This window comes from Tenacibaculum ovolyticum DSM 18103, assembly GCF_000430545.1.
Classification (GTDB): domain Bacteria; phylum Bacteroidota; class Bacteroidia; order Flavobacteriales; family Flavobacteriaceae; genus Polaribacter; species Polaribacter ovolyticus.
On the sequence record NZ_KE387166.1, the window covers coordinates 197,297 to 215,073 of the forward strand.

Annotated in this window: 15 protein-coding genes; 5 read left to right on the plus strand and 10 right to left on the minus strand. The window is 28.3% G+C overall.

What is annotated here, in order from left to right; all coding sequences use genetic code 11:
* The first annotated feature begins 559 nt into the window (after window positions 1-559).
* The 4 genes from H518_RS0118735 to H518_RS0118750 all read left to right on the plus strand — a co-directional run bounded on the left by H518_RS0118735 (window position 560) and on the right by H518_RS0118750 (window position 5,719).
* Window positions 560-1,156: a TetR/AcrR family transcriptional regulator gene (locus tag H518_RS0118735; protein ID WP_028890492.1), complete on the plus strand. Its 597-nt coding sequence runs from the start codon at window positions 560-562 to the stop codon at window positions 1,154-1,156.
* Window positions 1,157-1,267: 111 nt separating this feature from the next.
* A complete protein-coding gene (locus H518_RS20275) occupies window positions 1,268-3,613 on the plus strand; it encodes an efflux RND transporter permease subunit (protein WP_051263873.1) in 2,346 nt (781 codons plus the stop codon).
* Window positions 3,614-3,642: 29 nt separating this feature from the next.
* Window positions 3,643-4,416, plus strand: a complete 774-nt coding sequence (locus H518_RS0118745; RefSeq protein ID WP_028890493.1) for an outer membrane lipoprotein-sorting protein — start codon at window positions 3,643-3,645, stop codon at window positions 4,414-4,416.
* A gap of 88 nt (window positions 4,417-4,504) precedes the next feature.
* A complete protein-coding gene (locus tag H518_RS0118750; protein ID WP_051263875.1) occupies window positions 4,505-5,719 on the plus strand; it encodes a hypothetical protein in 1,215 nt (404 codons plus the stop codon).
* Window positions 5,720-5,911: 192 nt separating this feature from the next.
* Here the strand turns inward: H518_RS0118750 and H518_RS0118755 are convergent, their stop codons facing one another.
* From H518_RS0118755 to H518_RS0118780, 6 genes are all read right to left on the minus strand, one after another.
* Window positions 5,912-6,292, minus strand: a complete 381-nt coding sequence (locus H518_RS0118755) for a Fur family transcriptional regulator (RefSeq protein ID WP_028890495.1) — start codon at window positions 6,290-6,292, stop codon at window positions 5,912-5,914.
* 376 nt (window positions 6,293-6,668) lie between these two features.
* Window positions 6,669-8,489 (minus strand): cation:proton antiporter, encoded by a 1,821-nt coding sequence (locus H518_RS0118760; protein ID WP_028890496.1) that lies wholly within the window; start codon window positions 8,487-8,489, stop codon window positions 6,669-6,671.
* Window positions 8,490-8,616: 127 nt separating this feature from the next.
* Window positions 8,617-9,243 (minus strand): carbonic anhydrase family protein, encoded by a 627-nt coding sequence (locus H518_RS0118765; protein ID WP_028890497.1) that lies wholly within the window; start codon window positions 9,241-9,243, stop codon window positions 8,617-8,619.
* A gap of 6 nt (window positions 9,244-9,249) precedes the next feature.
* The gene (locus tag H518_RS0118770; protein ID WP_043707305.1) at window positions 9,250-10,032 is read right to left on the minus strand and encodes an adenine nucleotide alpha hydrolase family protein; all 783 of its coding nucleotides are present in this window, start codon (window positions 10,030-10,032) and stop codon (window positions 9,250-9,252) included.
* A 12-nt stretch (window positions 10,033-10,044) separates the two neighbouring features.
* Window positions 10,045-11,625, minus strand: a complete 1,581-nt coding sequence (locus H518_RS0118775; protein WP_028890499.1) for a SulP family inorganic anion transporter — start codon at window positions 11,623-11,625, stop codon at window positions 10,045-10,047.
* Window positions 11,626-11,701: 76 nt separating this feature from the next.
* Window positions 11,702-12,010, minus strand: a complete 309-nt coding sequence (locus H518_RS0118780) for a hypothetical protein (RefSeq protein WP_051263877.1) — start codon at window positions 12,008-12,010, stop codon at window positions 11,702-11,704.
* Window positions 12,011-12,134: 124 nt separating this feature from the next.
* Here H518_RS0118780 and H518_RS0118785 point away from each other — a divergent pair, with 124 nt between their 5' ends.
* Window positions 12,135-12,809 carry a TetR/AcrR family transcriptional regulator gene (locus tag H518_RS0118785; protein WP_028890501.1) on the plus strand — a complete coding sequence of 225 codons (675 nt, stop codon included), beginning with the start codon at window positions 12,135-12,137 and terminating at the stop codon, window positions 12,807-12,809.
* A 38-nt stretch (window positions 12,810-12,847) separates the two neighbouring features.
* Here H518_RS0118785 and H518_RS0118790 read toward each other — a convergent pair whose 3' ends face one another.
* The 4 genes from H518_RS0118790 to H518_RS0118810 form a co-directional block, all read right to left on the minus strand.
* Window positions 12,848-14,269 (minus strand): tetratricopeptide repeat protein, encoded by a 1,422-nt coding sequence (locus H518_RS0118790; protein WP_028890502.1) that lies wholly within the window; start codon window positions 14,267-14,269, stop codon window positions 12,848-12,850.
* A gap of 585 nt (window positions 14,270-14,854) precedes the next feature.
* Entirely contained in the window at window positions 14,855-15,256 is a 402-nt protein-coding gene (locus H518_RS0118800) for a heavy-metal-associated domain-containing protein (protein ID WP_028890503.1), read from the minus strand.
* 28 nt (window positions 15,257-15,284) lie between these two features.
* A complete protein-coding gene (locus tag H518_RS0118805) occupies window positions 15,285-17,042 on the minus strand; it encodes an efflux RND transporter periplasmic adaptor subunit (RefSeq protein WP_028890504.1) in 1,758 nt (585 codons plus the stop codon).
* A gap of 2 nt (window positions 17,043-17,044) precedes the next feature.
* Window positions 17,045-17,776: a heavy-metal-associated domain-containing protein gene (locus tag H518_RS0118810; protein WP_028890505.1), complete on the minus strand. Its 732-nt coding sequence runs from the start codon at window positions 17,774-17,776 to the stop codon at window positions 17,045-17,047.
* Window position 17,777: the final 1 nt, after the last annotated feature.

Consider the following 17,777-nt stretch of genomic DNA (forward strand, 5'->3'; position numbering starts at 1 on the left):
AGGTACGGAAGAAGCAATTTGTTTCATTGAAGTTTGAGCATAGGTTTCGACTGCGCTCAACCTGACATATTAAAATAAACAGACTACTTCACATTTTTTTATGCTATTTGTATTAACGTATATAATAAATACACGTCATTGCGATGGAAGTACGGAAGAAGCAATCTGTTTCATTGGAATTTGAGGATAGGTTTCGACTGCGCTCAACTTGACATATTAAAATAAACAGACTACTTCTCATTATTTATGTTGTTCGTAGTAACGTGTATAATAAATACACGTCATTGCGATGGAGGTACGGAAGAAGCAATCTGTTTCATTGAAATTTGAGCATAGGTATCGACTACGCTATACCGGATATTCATTAAGGTGTTTCAATTAAAATATAAGTAATTATCTACTGATCTCTAAAGAAATAATTTCATTATTATATTCGGTTGATTTAAGTTATTGATAATCATGTTTTAAAAGTATTTTATTATAGTTAAATAAAAAAATAATAATAAATATTTGGTAAACTAGACGAGTGGTCATACATTTGTAAAGTATTTCAATAACTATGTCAAAAACTTTAAAACATGATGCTAAATCAGATTACCTTTTAGATAAAGGTATAGAGTTATTGTGGTCTAAAGGATATAACGCAACTAGCGTTAACGACATTGTTAAGTTGGCTGAAATACCAAAAGGTTCATTCTATTTTTATTTTGATAGTAAAGAGGATTTTGTAGTTAAAGCTATAGAAAAATATTTCAATAAACAATTTGTACCTGCATTAGAAGTTTTAGAAAATAAAGACCTTTCACCTAAAGCACGATTAATTGCTTTTTATGAGTTTAGATCGAATACACTTAGGGAAGAGCTAAATTGTAAAATGGGATGCTTGGGATGTAACCTCGCAAATGAAGTGGCAGAACATAGTGAAGCAATTAGAACTATGATTGCAAATAAAGGCTCTTTAATTAAAACGCATATTGCAAATGTTATAAAAGAGGCACAAGAGTTAGGAGAAATGCAAAAAACAATGGATCCAAGAGATTTAGCTGAGTTTATTGAAGACGCAGGTAAGGGGGCAATGACAACAATGAAAGAAATGAAAGATGCATATCCTATTGTAAATTTCACGAAAATGGTAACCACCATTTTATTAAAATAATTTTTTTATCACATAATAGATGACTGGTCACTTTTTGTAAAGTTACCAAGTCAAAAACAATAATAACACAAACATAAATAATAATAAACGACTGGTCAATTAATTAAAAATATGAATGCACTAAAAAAAATAAGTAACGCTTCAAACAGATTTGCCAAACAATGGGCAGAGTTTGTAATTAGAAACAAATGGGCAGTATTAATAGGGTCATTAATACTCGTAATGGGATTAGCATCTCAAGGTAAAATGGAATTTGATGGAGATTATCATGTATTCTTTAGTAAATCAAATCCAGAATTAGAGGCGTTCGATGCGCTGCAAGAAAAGTATACTAAAGATGATAATGTAGTTATCGTATTATCACCATCGAATCGTAATGTTTTTACAAAAGAAAATTTAACTGCAATTGAAGAATTAACCAAAAGTTCTTGGAATACACCATACTCATCTAGAGTAGACGCACTAACAAATTTTCAACATACTAGAGCAGAAGGTGATGATTTGTTTGTAGAAGATTTATCGTATGAATCTTCATTAAAATCAGCTGAAGAAATAGCAGAAATTAAAAGAAGAGCACTTAAAGAACCTCTTTTAGTAAATAGAATTTTAAATACAACAGGAAGCGTTACTGCTGTTAACATAACAGTAAAATTACCAGGAATAGATAGTGCAAAAGAAATACCGGAAGTAACAGTTTCAGTCAGAAAAATGATTGAAGAATTTCAAGAGAAATATCCAAATTTTAAAGTGCATACTTCTGGTTTGGTGCCATTAAATACGGCATTTTTTGAATCTTCTATGAATGATATGGGCTTAACATTAATTATGTTAATCATTGTAATTATTACCACGTTAATACTTACAAGAAATATTTGGAGTACGTTGGCAACATTGGTAGTTGTATTATTTTCTATAATGAGTGCCATTGGGTTTGTAGGTATAATGGGAATAAAATTAACGCCTCCATCAGCCGTTTTTCCTACCATGATTTTAACATTGGCAGTTGCAGATAGTATTCATATTCTTATTACAATGCTACAGAAAATGAGAGTAGACGGACTGAGTAAAGTTGATGCTTTGGTAGAATCTATCAGGCTAAATTTTATGCCAGTATTTATAACAAGTTTAACAACTGTAATTGGGTTTTTAACCATGAATTTTGGTGATGTTCCTCCTTTTTGGGATTTAGGAAACGTTACGGCATTTGGTATGACAATGGCATTTTTATTTTCTACAACTGCATTACCTGCAATAATGTCAATTTTCCCTGTAAAATCAAAGAAAGTAACTACTGTTGTAGTAACAAAGAAAAACAGGTATTCGCAATTTGGTAATTATGTTGTAAAACAGCCAGTAAAACTTACCGTTATTTCTGTGGTAGTAATTGGAGTATTAGGGTTTTTAGCTACAAAAAATGAGTTTAACGATGAGTTTATTAATTATTTTGATAAAAGTGTAAAGTTTAGAACCGATACCGATTATATAAGTGAAAACTTAACTGGTATTTATAATGTTGAGTTTTCAATTGGTAGTGGAGAAAGCGGTGGAATTAATAATCCAACTTATTTGAAAAAATTAAATGGTTTTGAAAACTGGTTAAACGAACAACCAGAAGTTATTCATGTAAATGCTTTTAGTGAAGTTGCAAGACGTGTAAATAGATCTATGCATGGTGATAACGAAGCTTATTATAAAGTACCAGATAATAGAGAAGAAGCAGCACAATACTTATTATTATATGAATTATCATTACCCTTCGGATTGGATTTAAACAATCAAATTAATGTAGATAAATCTGAATCGAGAGTTACTGTTACCTTAAAAAATATTGACAGTCCACAAATGATTGCTTTTGCAAACAGAGGAGAGCAATGGTTAAAAGACAATGCTCCAAAAGAAATGCATGCATTAGGTGTAAGTCCGATGTTGATGTTTTCTAAATTAGGTTTTAGACAAGCAGATAGCATGCTTAAAGGAAACATTATTGCACTAATTTTAATTTCATTGATTTTGATGCTTGCCTTACGAAGCTTCAAATTAGGATTGTTAAGTATAATACCGAATGTTACCCCTGTAATTATTGGATTTGGAATTTGGGCAATGTATAAAGCGCAAATTAATACTGGAATGGTGGTTGTTTTTGGAATGACCTTGGGAATTATTGTAGATGACACCGTTCATTTTATGAGCAAATTTTTAAGAGCAAGAAGAGAGTTGGGGTATACCGCTAAAGAAGCAGTTGTTTATGCTTTTGAAACTGTAGGTAAGGCCTTAGTTACAACAACTGTTGTTTTATTAGCTGGTTTTGCAGTATTATCAACATCATCATTTGCATTAAATAGTTACATGGCAAGAATTACCGTTGTAATTATTTTATCAGCACTAATCATCGATTTCATTTTATTACCAGCATTGTTGATTTTAACGAGTAAGAAAAACGAGTCTTTAAAAGAATAAAACTAAATAATTTAAATAAAAATAATATCATGAAAAAAATAATTTTATCATTAGTAGCAGTTGCTACCCTTGGCGCTACTTTTGCACAATCAGCAGCAGAAAAAGGATTGGAAATTGCCAAAAAAGCGGAATTAGCAGATACTGGTTTTAAAAGTTCTACTGTAAATTTAAAAATGACCTTAAAAAATAAAAATGGTCAAACAAGTGAAAGGTCATTAACAACGAAAACATTCGAACTTCATGAAGATGGAGATAAATCGTTAATCGTTTTTAACAGTCCGAGAGACGTTAAAGGTACAGCAACATTAACTTTTACACATAAAAAAGGATCTGATGACCAATGGCTGTTTTTACCATCTATAAAAAGGGTAAAAAGAATTTCGTCAAACAATAAATCAGGACCATTTGTAGGTAGTGAGTTTGCTTATGAAGATTTATCATCGCAAGAAGTAGAAAAATATACCTATAAATTTATTAAAGAGAACGGAAACTTAGTAACTGTAGAACAAGATCCTGTTGATCCAAAATCGGGGTATACAAGAAGGTTGGTAACCTACAATAAAGACAAAGGGTATAGAATGGAAAAGGTTGAATTTTATGACCGTAAAAATTCTTTATTAAAAACGTTAATCTATTCAAAATACAAATTATATAAAAATAAGTTTTGGAGAGCAGGTGAGTTTAATATGATTAACAAACAAAGTAATAAAGAAACAAAATTAGAATTTACTAACTATGATTTTAATGCGCAGTTATCTGAAGAAGATTTCTCTCAAGTTGCTTTAAAAAGAGCAGGTAAGTAAAAATATAAATACCGATGGCTGTTTTCGTTTTATACAGTTTTGATTGATTTTTTTAAAACAGCTATCGGGTATTTTTAAATTGGAAAGAATGAAAATTAATAGATTATTAGTTACTACTATATTCTTGTTGCTGGTTTCAGTATTACATGTTTCAGCACAAACTGAAAAGCGAAAAAAAACGGTACAAGAATTTGAGTTAGAAATAGAAGGTGAGTATAGATATTTTTATAATGACGCTCAATTTAATGGTCAGAAAAATCATTTTCCAGCTTTAGCATTTACTCCTAAATACACTTTGGAATGGAATAAAGGTCACGAAAGTGTTAATTTTACTGGGTTTGTAAGGTTTGATGTTGATAATAAAAGAACTCATTGGGATATTAGAGAGCTATATTACCAAAAAGCAAAAGGAAAGTGGGAGCTAAACATTGGTCTTAAAAAAGTGTATTGGGGAGTTACGGAAAGTAATCATTTAGTTGATATTATTAATCAAACCGATCAAGTTGAATCATTTGATGGGGAAGAAAAATTAGGACAACCTATGGTTCAGTTTACTTGGAGTAGTGAGAATTTTGGAAACCTTGATTTTTTCTATTTACCTTATCATCGAAAAAGAGAGTTTAGTGGAATTAAAGGAAGATTGCGTTTTCCTGTTTTATTAGATAGAAATACGCTTTCTTATGAAAGTAAAGCTGAAGAATGGAGACAAGATGTAGCGGTAAGATGGAGTCATTATATTGGTGCTTTTGACATTGGAATTTCTCATTTTTATGGAAATGGAAGAGAGCCTTTATTTATATTCAGTCAACAAGGTGACATTAATGCTTTTTATCCCGTAATTAATCAAACAGGATTAGATTTACAAATTACGCACAATGCTTTCTTATGGAAGTTAGAAGCTATTTATAGAACTGCTAAAGCGCAAGATTTTTTTGCCATTGTTGCAGGTTTAGAATATACTTTTAGTAATATAGATAATAATGGTTTAGATGTTGGTTTTATTGGAGAATATTTATACGATGAACGTGATGAACTAGCATTAACAAATATGCAAAATGATTTGTTTATTGGTAGTAGAATTACTTTTAATGACACGAAAGATACTTCAATTTTAATAGGAGGAATTATGGACTTAGAGCAATCAAGTAAAATATTTAGTATTGAAGCTTCTAGAAGAATAGGAAATAGCTGGAAAGCAGAAATTGAAGCTAGAATTTTTAGTTCAATTAGCGATAATGAACTTATTTTGTCAAATTTTAGAGAAGACAGTTTCATTAAACTATCGGTTTCAAAATTCTTTTAAAAGTAATTTTTTAGATACTTATTTTAGAAAAGTATTCTTGTGATTTAGGCATAAAAGAAGCAACTTGTTTTGTTAGTAGTAGTGTATAAAAAACAGCGTAGTAATTACTTCTAAAAAGTAGTTACTACGCTGTTTTTTGTTGTATTTATTATTGGTAATTTTACCTTTATAGTTTAAAAAAAAAGAGTTGTTTTAATCAAGACATTCTTCACATTTACCTTGTAGTAATAATTGAGAGGTATCTATTTTACGATTTGGGATATTGGGAATAAGAATATCTGTAGATAAACAATCTACTTTACCACAATCTGAACATTGAAAATGTGGATGCGCATCGTGGTGTTCAGAATCGGAACAACCCCCACATTTAGCATACCATTTATGCCCGTTTTTACCAAGAAACGAGTGTAAAACCCCATCATCTTCTAGTTTTTCTAAAACTCGATATATAGTAGTTTTATTCATCTTTAAACTAAGACGTTCTATTAGCATAACTACTGAAATAGCACTCGAGTTTTTATCAAATTCTTCAAGTAGTATTTTAACTGACTTTGTTTTTCTTACGATACCCATGTTACAAATGTAATAAAAAATTAATGCAACTTAGTTGCGTAATTGTTGTTTTTGTTTATATTTGCAACCAAGTTGCATTACTGAATTAAGATATATTTTCTTTTTTAAGTTTTGTACAGTTAATAATTAGTAAAAATTGCGCCTTTTAGATCTTTAAAATCTTTTATTTTCGTTGAAAGGGTTATTAAAAGATGGTAGGTTTATTAGGCCAATTTTTTATTTATAAAGAGTTGTTTATTTGAATTTGTTTGGTGTTTTTAACTATAATAACAAGCTTTAAAAAAGTAAATTTACAGAATGTAAATAACTCTGCAGTATTCATTTCTGTATGATATGTTAAGGCAGCATAACGGTTTGCATTTATTTTACTACTTCTTTACTCATCATTTATGTTTCGACCTAAGTATACTATTGTACTATCGGTATCTATGTTATTATTGTTTTCAGAAATAATATTCAATTGATTTTTTGAAGATTTAATAAATATTGGAATTACTTTATCATCATTTTTAACTTTATTAATAAACGTAATATATTCTTCTTTAGTTTCAACCTTTAATTCGTGAATAGTAGGGTTTGTTCTTGCTACTTCAGATAATGATAAGAAATTGTTTGTACATGAAAATATCTCATTTTCTAAGCTAGTATTATTTTCGTGAATTTCATTTTGGGTTGAAATTCTGTATGCTCCGTTTTCTCCAAATTGATTTTTGAATTTTTCAATAGCATACTTATTAATATCTGTATTTCCTGTTAAAGCTATTAAATAACCTATGTTATTTAACTCGATATTATCAACTAACTCATCAGAGTATATATCAACATTTAACGCCTCTATACCTAACTTATTTGCTTTATCTATATTTCCTTTATTTGTATCTATTAAAACAACTTGCTTACCTATTTTATTAAAATACTTGGCAATTACTCTAGAAGCTTCTGAAGCACCTATAATTAATATTCCTTCTGATTTTTTTAAAAAGACACCTGTTATTTTTGAGATGAACCTAGCTGTAGTTGCATTTAATAGTACGGTACCTAATACAATCATAAATACTAGTGGTGTAATATATTCAGCACCAGCTATGCCTTCTTTCGCTAATTTTAAACCAAATAAAGATGCTATACCTGCTGCAACAATACCTCTTGGTCCAACCCAACTAATAAATAATTTTTCATTAAATTTTAAAGTCGAATTAATAGTAGATAAAAAGACTCCTAAAGGTCTAATTATAAAGACTACAGATGCAAAAAGAAGTAATGTTTGCCAGTTATAAATAAGAAGTAAATCTTTTATATTTATATTGGCTGATAATAGTATAAAAAGAATAGAAATTAATAATACACTTAACGATTCTTTAAAATACAAAAGTTCTTTTAGTTGTGGTAAATTAGAGTTTCCTAAAACCATTCCCATTACAACAACAGCTAGTAACCCTGATTCATGCGCAAAAGCATCTGATAGTACAAAAACACCTAAAACTGATGCTAATACAAAAACATTTAATAGATAATGGGGGATTAATTTTTTCTTCATGGCAAAAATAAGCCCATTAGCAAAAGTGAATCCAAAAGTAGTACCGAATAAAACAATTTTACCAAATTCTATTAGAGCAGTTTTGGTAAAGGCATGACCACCACCTACACTAATAAATTCAAACACTAAAACAGCAACTAAAGCTCCTATAGGGTCAATTAAAATTCCTTCCCATTTTAAAACAGCAGCTATGTCTTTCTTTAAAGGAATATTTCGCAAAATAGGGGTAATTACTGTAGGGCCTGTAACAATAATTAATCCCGAAAAAAGAAATGATATTTCCCAACTTAAATTAAAAATGTAGTAAACTGCTATTGCAGCTCCAAAAAAAGTAACAGCTGAGCCTAGTGTTATTAATTTAGTAATTACGGGGCCTACATTTTTTACTTCACTTAATTTTAAAGTTAAACCTCCTTCAAAAAGAATAATACTAATTGCTAGGGAAACAAAATAAAACAAGCTTTCACCAGGGAAAAGGCCTTTTTGACCATTCCAAACTGGCTCAATCCATTTATTTCCATCAGCAGTTAAAAATTCAGATGCTATAGGACCTACTAATAAACCTATTAATATTAATGGAAGAATAGCAGGTATTTTAAATTTCCACGCTACCCACTGTGCTAGTATACCTAGTATTATAATTCCTGCTAATTCTACCATTTTGTTTTAGATATTAAATTTTATGTTTTGTATCTCATGTATATTAATTACTTTCTAGGCACTCAGTTAAATAAAGTAATCGCACCTTATTTAACTTCGTACTTAATCGGGGGACTAAGTTTTATGTTTAATAAAAAGTTACTAGTCCTGTATGAATATCATACATAGCACCTACTATTTTAATTGCATTTTCATCTTCCATTTCTTTTAATACTGCACTTTGAGTACGGATATTATCAATAGTTAAATGAACATTTTTTTCTGCAACATTGTTTACAAAATCTATATTACTAGAATTTCTTAAACTTATATCTGTTGGTTCAGTTACTGCTTCAACAGCGGGCTTTATTTTACTAATTAGTTTTGTTAAGTTACCTAATTCAGCGTTATCACAGGCTCCTTTTACTGCTCCACAAGCGGTATGACCTAAAACGACAATAACTTTTGTACCTGCTAGTTTACAAGCAAATTCCATACTACCTAAAATATCTTCATTTACAAAGTTACCTGCAACTCTTGCACTAAAGATATCTCCAATTCCTTGATCGAAAATTAACTCAGATGAAACTCTAGAGTCAATACAACTTAAAATTGTAGCAAATGGATATTGTCCTTTACTTGTATCTAAAACTTGATCTAATAAAATTCTTTCTACAGCGTTATTTGTTTGAAATCTTTTATTTCCTTCTTTTAATAAATTTATTGCAATTTCTGGACTTATTGCTGCTTGTGTTTCTTTTGTATGTGCTTTCATACTATTTTATGTTGTTAGAATAAGTGAACAATCAATGTTTTTAATTAAATCATTAATATTCGACTTTATTGATTTTATATTTTCTCTATCTACAAAAAGTAAATTAGTATTATTTTTTAATAAATAGTTAGATATATCTTTTAAATTATTATCTGCTTTATCAAAAGCATATTGAATTGTTTCTTTATCTTTAAAAAAAACTTCTTCTTCTACTGTTCCATTACCTTTTGTAGTCTTAATAGACGTTAAAGGTTTTTTGGTAGAACTAATTATATCTTTAGTAAGCTTATTAATAGGTTTAACATTATTTAGTACCCCTAAAGATAATTCTTCATTAGGGTTTAATGTATTTTTATCATCAGCGATTACAATTGTTCCTTTATGTTTTTTTAAGATAAATTTTGTAATGTTATCTCCCATAAAATTTGCTTTTTTAGATTTTTTCTTTCCTAAAATAACAATATCTGGTTGATTATCTTCAATATATTTCTCTATTTCATTTTTTACATTTCCAATAACAAATGAATGATTGATAGCTATGTTATATTTATTAGATATAGGGTTAACTATGTCTTTCATTCTTTTACCAGTAGCTATATATTCACTATTTATAGCCCTCATAGCTGATAATTGATTGTCATTACTTACAACTTCTGTTGGTTTTTTAACATATAAGAAGTTAATATTGGTACCTACAATTTTAGCTAAACTAACACTGCTTTTTAATATTTCATTGGTACTTTCATTTAAATTAGAAAGTACTAAGATTTTATATCCATTATTTTTCATATCAGATATAATTTAGGCGGTTTTTGGTCTTAATTTAAAAAACTCAATAAAACTATCTGGATTTTCAATAACTCCTCTTTCTGAAATTAATTTAATATCAATATTTCTTTCTTTAGCTTTAAAAGCAAAATCTTCTAATATTTCAACAATATCGTTATCTAAATACCTGGTTTTTCTTACATCTAATTCTAAAAATGTATCTATAGGTAAACGATCTAACTCCTTTAAAATAGCTCCTTTATTAAAAAAGGTAACTTCTTCAGCTAATGTCATTTTTATTTTGTGTTTTCCGTTACTCTTATCTTCAATATGTAAGAAGTGTGAGTTTTGAAAACTTTTAATTAAGATTACAACAATTCCTACAGCTAATCCTAAGCTAATTCCCCAAAGTAAATCGATAAAAACAATACCTAAAACTGTTACTGTAAATGGTATGAATTGTTTCCATCCCATATCGTACATTTTTTTAAATAAACCAGGTTTTGCTAACTTATAACCAACAATTAAAAGAATGGCAGCTAATACTGATAACGGAATCATGTTTAATAATTTAGGTATAAGTACCACAGAAATTAATAATAAAAAACCATGAATTATTGCTGATAATTTAGAACGTCCACCAGATTGAATGTTGGCAGAACTACGCACAATTACTTGTGTTATTGGTAAACCTCCAATTAAACCAGAAATAATATTTCCAGTTCCTTGTGCTAGTAATTCTCTGTTTGTTGGAGTTACATTTTTATGTGGATCTATTTTATCAGTAGCTTCTACACATAAAAGTGTTTCTAAACTTGCTACTAATGCAATAGTAAAGGCAACTACCCATACATCAGGGTTTGTGATTGCAGAAAAATCAGGAAAACTAAATTGACCAAAGAAAGAGTCTATACTATCAGGAATTGGCACACTAACTAAATGAGATGTTTCTATACCTAATGTAGTATTACCTTGTGTTATTGCAAAGAATATAATACCAACGACTACGGCTACTAATGGACCTTGAATAATTTGAAAAACTTTTCCTTTTTTAGATAATACTTTATCCCATAATAATAAAATTGCTAAACCAATAAATCCAATAACCATTGAACCTATTGTTATATTATCAAAAATTTGTAAAATAGATGAAAATGAATTTTCTCCTGAGGTTTCAATAAAGCTATCTGCTCCTTCAGGTTCAGAATCATAACCGAAAAAATGAGGTATTTGTTTTAAAATAATGATAATTCCAATACCTGTTAGCATTCCTTTTATAACTGATGATGGAAAGTAGTAACCAATAATACCAGCTTTTAGAATACTAAAAACAATTTGAATAATACCACCTAAAACTACAGCAACTAAAAAGTTTTCATAACCTCCTAAATCTCCAATAGCTGATAATACAATTGCAGCTAAACCTGCTGCAGGACCACTTACTCCAATTTTAGAACCACTTAAGGCTCCTACTACGATTCCTCCAATAATTCCTGCTATTACTCCAGAAAATAATGGAGCTCCACTAGCTAATGCAATACCTAAACATAATGGTAAAGCGACAAAAAACACGACTATACTTGCTGGTAAGTCATTTTTAATATTCTTAAACATATTATATATTATTTGTTCTTAGTTACTTAAAACTAAGGTTTATTTAAATTGATAAAATCTTTTATAAGGAAAAAAACTAAACTATAATAAGTTTAAAATCAGGTGGTGGAGAAATGATGTTTAAATGTGGTTTTGTATATTTTTTAACAAAAAATTCTAAGTTGTTTTCAATTTTAGTTAAAAATAATTGAGACTGATTAAGAATTATAGGGGTAAAATAGATTTGAATATTTAAACCTTCTTCGTTATTTTTTTCTTCCTCTTCAGAAATAGAGAAAATAACAGAAACGTCAATAGTGCTATCAACTACTGTAATAATAGTTGGTGCAGTAATAAACAATAAAAAGGCTATTGAAAAAAATATAGCTTTTACCTTTTTTGACATTCAGTTTTTTGTTTTTAACGAGTACAAATATAATAATACTTTTTTAAATGATAGTAAAACTATCATTTAAAATGGTTTAACTTTTTTATATTTGAAAATTATTAAGTGTTAATTATTTTAAAATATGAGCATAGAAATTAAGATATCATTAAATGAAGGACTGTATTTAAAAGAACCTCAAGAGTCAAAACTAGGCAGGAATATTATAAAACACAGTATATTAATGATTGATGAATTTGGTTTTGAGTGTTTTAATTTTAAGAAGTTAGCTAAAGAAATAAATTCAACAGAAGCATCTATATATAGGTATTTTGAAAATAAACATTTATTATTACTTTTCTTAGTAAACTGGTATTGGGAGTGGGTTAGTTATCTTATAAAAATTAATACAATGAATATTGATGACCCTAGAAAAATATTAAAAATAATTATCCATTCATTTGTTGCTGCATCTAAAGATAATCCTGGGGTTATTTATGTAAATGAGAGTAGATTACATAATATTGTTATTTCTGAAGGTATGAAAGCTTATCATACAAAAGAAGTAGATAAAGAGCATTCTAAAGGTTTTTTTAAAAGTTATGAAAATTTAGTAAAATCTGTATCAGATGTTATAAAAGAAATTAATTCAGGTTTTAAATTTCCTTTTGCCTTAGCTACAAACTTATTTGAAATGTCTAATAATCAAATTTATTTTGCAAAACACCTTCCGAATTTAACAGATGTATCAATAGACAAAGATGCAGTAAATCAAGTTGAAGACATGTTAAATTATTTCGCAGATAAATTATTGGTTTAAAATTTAGAATTAATTTTATTGATATAAGTTTAGTTGGGTTAAGTCTTTCTTCTTATTTTAATTTCTATCTGACAGTTAATTCCTGAGTCATTTAAAATATCAGCAATGTTTTTAAAAATAGGGAAGTGGTCGCACCAAGATTTTGATTGCGTATAAATTATTTTTTTATGATCGTTAACCATGTTCAATAGTTCGTTCGTTGTACATTTAATTGCAGATTTTAATATTGAAATATTTTTATTTTCAAACGGAATTTCTAAATAAAAATATTCTTCTAAATCTTGAGTTTTTAATTCAAAAAGGTAAATCCAATCAACACCAGGGGAAGAGCCCATCATTTCGAATTTATCAAATGTTTTGGAGATCATTAAAGGACCAGCTCCAACCCATCCACCTCTTTTAACATTAGATAAGTATTTTTGAGATTTTATACACCAACTTATGGTGTAACATAGTTTATGTTCATTAATTGTTTCTTTAAGTCCACAAAAAAGATATCCCCCATTATTTGCATTATATTCATCTTCAAAATGTTTATCAGTTTCTATTAAAACTTTATTTAAAGTTTCGGTAGATATTTTTTGTTTAGATTCTGAATTAATATATTTTGCTGAACGAATTAGATTTTTTAAACTATTTATCTCAAAATCATTCGATGATTTTTTTAAAAGTACGTTTAAGTAAGGGAGAATTTCTACATTATGTTGAATATTTAATAATGTATCTAGTGATGAATTCATTAAAAAGATTAAACTATTATATTCTTTTTCGCTAGAGGAGCAACTTTCAGGAAAACCTTCAAACACTTTGTTATTATATTTAGTTTTAATCCAGTTAAATATCTGTATACAAGTGTTTTTAGATATTATTGAATTATCGTGTTTTTTTAGGTAAATTAAATCATTTAGTAATTCAATACCTTTATTCCATTTCGTTTTATTTTTAGTAAAATGTTTTAATAGTTTTAGAATATAGCTTTCTAAAAGATGAGTACTAATACCTGGTTGTAGTTTTGGAAAATAGCTAGTTAAATTAACCATAGTTTTTTCAAATTTTGTTTGACTAGGTGTTTTAGGTTTTAAATTTACTTTTTTCACATCCCTTTCTTTAGGAAGTTTGAAGGTTCCATCGAGTATTGAAGCTAAAGCTGCTGCATTACTATTTCCAAGCAATGCACTTTGTTTTAAATAAACTAACGCTTTTTTTGTGTCTGATTTATGAAAATATGTATATCCTACTGTAAAATTCCAAAGAGAATCTGTTTTTCCTGCTTCTGAAACTTTGTAAAGAGTTTCAAGAGCTTTGTCATAGTCACCAATATCACTATAAGCTCTTCCAAGATGATTAATTAACGAAAATGTTAACGTGCTTTGGGGTAAGTTAGAAATTATTTCAATAATTCTAGAGTATTTCTTTTGGTTATGTAACTTTTCTAATTGATTTAGTATTTCTATACTCATGTTAAATTTCTATTTAGTAAAAATTGCACGAACTCCTTATTTTAATAATGGAGATTACTATCTTTTTATAGGTTTAAAGTTTTTATAGGTGATTTTATAAGTAGGTGGCATTTGTTTTATTTCTCTTTGTATAAGTTTAATATTTATAGCATTAATTTTTAATATATCTTTTTAAATGGACAAGTTTTTTCTGAATTAACTTATAAATAACTCATCTATTTACATCAAATAAAAGAGAACTTTCTCTAGTATTTAAAAATTATTTATACTTAACAGTGGGAGAGTATTCTTCTTTTTTATGTCTTGTAATAAATGTAATACCACAGAAAAACTTTTTAAATTATGATGCCATTATTCATTGATGTTGTAGAGTTTATCTAAAGGTATCAATTATTTGTTACTGAAATTAAAAAGTACATTTTGAGTAACATATAGGCAACAAAAATTGAAAGTAAAGAGAAGTACTCAAAACAGTGAAGTGGAGTACAAGTGCAGTACTTCATTAGCTTTTGTTTAAAAAAAATAGATAAAACGTAGAAAATATTTCCTTAACAGTGTATTTGTTAAGGAAATATTCTATTGTTTTTATTCGATACTCATTTCCATAGTATGATCATATTTACAACAACCAGGTAAACCATTATACGCATCTAAATTTCCTTTTGCTTTTTCTGTATCGTAACCAGAAGCTGCAATAGCTTTGTGAATTGCCATAACGTTTGTTTTAGCGTGATCAAAAGACACCTCAATTTTCTTTTTATCTACATTCCAAGTTGCAGTTGATACACCTTCAATATTATTTGCAGCTTTTTCAATAGTACTTTTACACATACCACAGTTTCCTCTTACACCAAAGATAATATCTGTTTTTGCTATTTCTTTAGAAACCTCAGTTTTGTTCGTACTCGTTTCTTTTTTGCCTTCATTTTTACAGCTTGTAAATATTGTAGCTGTAATAATTACTAAACTTAAAATTACTTTTTTCATTTGATTAAAATTTAATTATTGATTTTTATTAGTCTAAAATTTGTTTTACTTCCCCACATTTTAACATCGCATCTCCATAATAAGGATTCATTACCACTTCTTCTTTACTTAGCCAATAAGCACCTTTGTTACTATTTGCCATTGGACAAAATTCAACATAAACTTTCTCGTTAATTCCAAACACTTGAACTGTAGTGATTAAGCTAGATGAGAGTTGTATGAAATGACTTCTTTGTTCTACAATATCAATTGTTTTATAAATTGAAGTTGTAGCTGCTTTTATTTCTTTTTCTAAAGACATCCAGTTTCTATGGGTTTTATTGTCTTTTAGCAATTTCATATCAATTTTAGAAATATTTTCTATTATCTTTTTTGATGCTCTTATTACTTTATTAGTATCACCTTTAACCAAAGCATTTTTTAATTGGATATAATCATTAAAAACTGTTTTTAGTTGATTTTGAAACTCTTCTGATACTTCTATCCTTTCGTTTTTATTGAAATTATTAACTGTTGAATTATTATTCATTCCAAGATGATTTTCGTGACCAGTCATCACTTTACCGCCTTTCTTGTTCATCATTGATTTTTTGCCTTGTAATTGAGCAGCGGCATCAACAGTGAAAGTCCCATTTGTTACAATTTCATCTCCTTTTTTTATACCTTGTAAAACTTCGTAATTGTTTCCAATTCTATTTCCTAATGTAATTTCACGCATTTCAAAAACAGGTTCATTATCATTCGGTTTTAGATATACAACAGAACGTTTTCCTGTCCATAAAACAGCTGATGCTGGAATAGAAACAACTTCTCCTTCATTCGAATTGATTCCTGTAATTTTTCCTTCAACAAACATTCCTGGTTTAAATTCATCATTTTTATTATTAAGCACAACTCTTAATTTTACAGTTCTTGTTTTAGAATCTAAAACAGGATCTATAAAATCTACTTTTGCATTAATTTTTTTAGTTGAGTTTGTTATTATAAAAATGTCTTGTCCTTTTTTAAACAAATCAATCTGGTGTTCATAAATATCAAAATTTACCCAAACTGTATTTAGATTTGCTATTTTAAACAGCGGTTGCCCTAGTTTAATAGATTCTCCTTCTGCTACTAATTTTTCTGAAACGGTACCTGATACAGTAGCATAGACAGGGAAATTTTCTTTTACTTTACCTGATGTTTCAATTTTATTGATTTGATTTTTAGAGAGTTTCCATAATTTTAATTTATTACGAACAGCCTTGTATAATGCAGGTTGGGTTTCTTTTAATGACGAAGCTGTAATTAATTCTTGTTGTGCGGCAAATAACTCTGGTGAATAAATAGTTGCTAATAGTTGACCTTTTCTAACTTTTGCACCTTTAGAGTTAATATTTAAACGTTCTATTCTCCCCGAAAAATAACTGATTTGAACAGTATTAGCTTCTTCATTTTCTACAATTTTTCCTGATAATTTAATGGTATTATCTTCTATTTTATCATTTCCGACAATAGAAGTTTGAATGTTAGCCAAAGCTATTGCGTTTCTTGTAAGTTTAAATTGGTCTGCCATTAAACCTTCAGAACTATTTTCTGTAAGAATTAAATCCATGCCACAAATAGGACAATCACCAGCTTCTGATTTCATAATTTTCGGATGCATAGAACACGTCCATAGCTGTTTTTTTTCTACTGTTTGAGAATGCTCATGTTCTATTTTTTCGGCTGATGGATTTCCAAATAAAAACCAGCCAAATAATAAACCAATAGTTATAAAACCTATATAAATTATATACTTTTTCATATTTAAAAGATGTTTAGAAGCATTAAACTTGCCATCACAATCATTATGGTATTTTCTATAAATGTGGCTTCTGTCATTGGTAATTTTAAAGCAGTACCAAGACAAGCGCATTTAATTGCTTTTTTACTTAAAAGTGTTTTTGTAACACCAATTGTAGTGATACTTAATACAATTAGCGTAATTATTAAAGCCATATTTATTTCATAATGTAATAGAAACATTAAACCTAAAGCGGTTTCTATAAAAGGATAAATTTTTCCGTAAAAAGGAATCTTTTTTGCCAAAGGGTCATACATTCTAAAAGAGTCTGGAAACCCTTTTAAGTCTAACATTTTAAAAAAGCTAAAGACGATGAAAAACAAGCCCATAAAGTTGAGCATAAATTCGTTCCAATTCCAATCTTTATAGTTTAATAAAATACTTGCCGTTGTTATATAAAATATGATTAAAAACAGTGGTTTTAATTGCTCAAATTTTGATTTTTCAGTCACTGCTTCAAAATCTATTGCTGAGATTTTTTCTTTACGCTCCTTTTTTTCTGATAGAATATATTTTTCGGGTAAGGCATCTTTTAAAATATTGGTTTTTATGTGTTTATTCATTGTGATTTCTGCTTCTCCTTTTTCTAGGTTTACAGAAATATTTGTAATATTATCAATTTCACCTAAATATTTTTCTACGGAAGCTTTGCAATTTCCACAAGTCATTCCTGTAATTTTATATGTATGTGTCATT

What these genes read in the sequence shown, in the direction of transcription:
- H518_RS0118760 (WP_028890496.1), bottom strand. Translation starts at nt 8,489, where the DNA reads ATGGTAGAATTAGCAGGAATTATAATACTAGGTATACTAGCACAGTGG.
- H518_RS20275 (WP_051263873.1), top strand. Translation starts at nt 1,268, where the DNA reads ATGAATGCACTAAAAAAAATAAGTAACGCTTCAAACAGATTTGCCAAA.
- H518_RS0118800 (WP_028890503.1), bottom strand. Translation starts at nt 15,256, where the DNA reads ATGAAAAAAGTAATTTTAAGTTTAGTAATTATTACAGCTACAATATTT.
- H518_RS0118810 (WP_028890505.1), bottom strand. Translation starts at nt 17,776, where the DNA reads ATGACACATACATATAAAATTACAGGAATGACTTGTGGAAATTGCAAA.
- H518_RS0118765 (WP_028890497.1), bottom strand. Translation starts at nt 9,243, where the DNA reads ATGAAAGCACATACAAAAGAAACACAAGCAGCAATAAGTCCAGAAATT.
- H518_RS0118790 (WP_028890502.1), bottom strand. Translation starts at nt 14,269, where the DNA reads ATGAGTATAGAAATACTAAATCAATTAGAAAAGTTACATAACCAAAAG.
- H518_RS0118805 (WP_028890504.1), bottom strand. Translation starts at nt 17,042, where the DNA reads ATGAAAAAGTATATAATTTATATAGGTTTTATAACTATTGGTTTATTA.
- H518_RS0118785 (WP_028890501.1), top strand. Translation starts at nt 12,135, where the DNA reads ATGAGCATAGAAATTAAGATATCATTAAATGAAGGACTGTATTTAAAA.
- H518_RS0118770 (WP_043707305.1), bottom strand. Translation starts at nt 10,032, where the DNA reads ATGAAAAATAATGGATATAAAATCTTAGTACTTTCTAATTTAAATGAA.
- H518_RS0118745 (WP_028890493.1), top strand. Translation starts at nt 3,643, where the DNA reads ATGAAAAAAATAATTTTATCATTAGTAGCAGTTGCTACCCTTGGCGCT.
- H518_RS0118735 (WP_028890492.1), top strand. Translation starts at nt 560, where the DNA reads ATGTCAAAAACTTTAAAACATGATGCTAAATCAGATTACCTTTTAGAT.
- H518_RS0118780 (WP_051263877.1), bottom strand. Translation starts at nt 12,010, where the DNA reads ATGTCAAAAAAGGTAAAAGCTATATTTTTTTCAATAGCCTTTTTATTG.
- H518_RS0118775 (WP_028890499.1), bottom strand. Translation starts at nt 11,625, where the DNA reads ATGTTTAAGAATATTAAAAATGACTTACCAGCAAGTATAGTCGTGTTT.
- H518_RS0118750 (WP_051263875.1), top strand. Translation starts at nt 4,505, where the DNA reads ATGAAAATTAATAGATTATTAGTTACTACTATATTCTTGTTGCTGGTT.
- H518_RS0118755 (WP_028890495.1), bottom strand. Translation starts at nt 6,292, where the DNA reads ATGGGTATCGTAAGAAAAACAAAGTCAGTTAAAATACTACTTGAAGAA.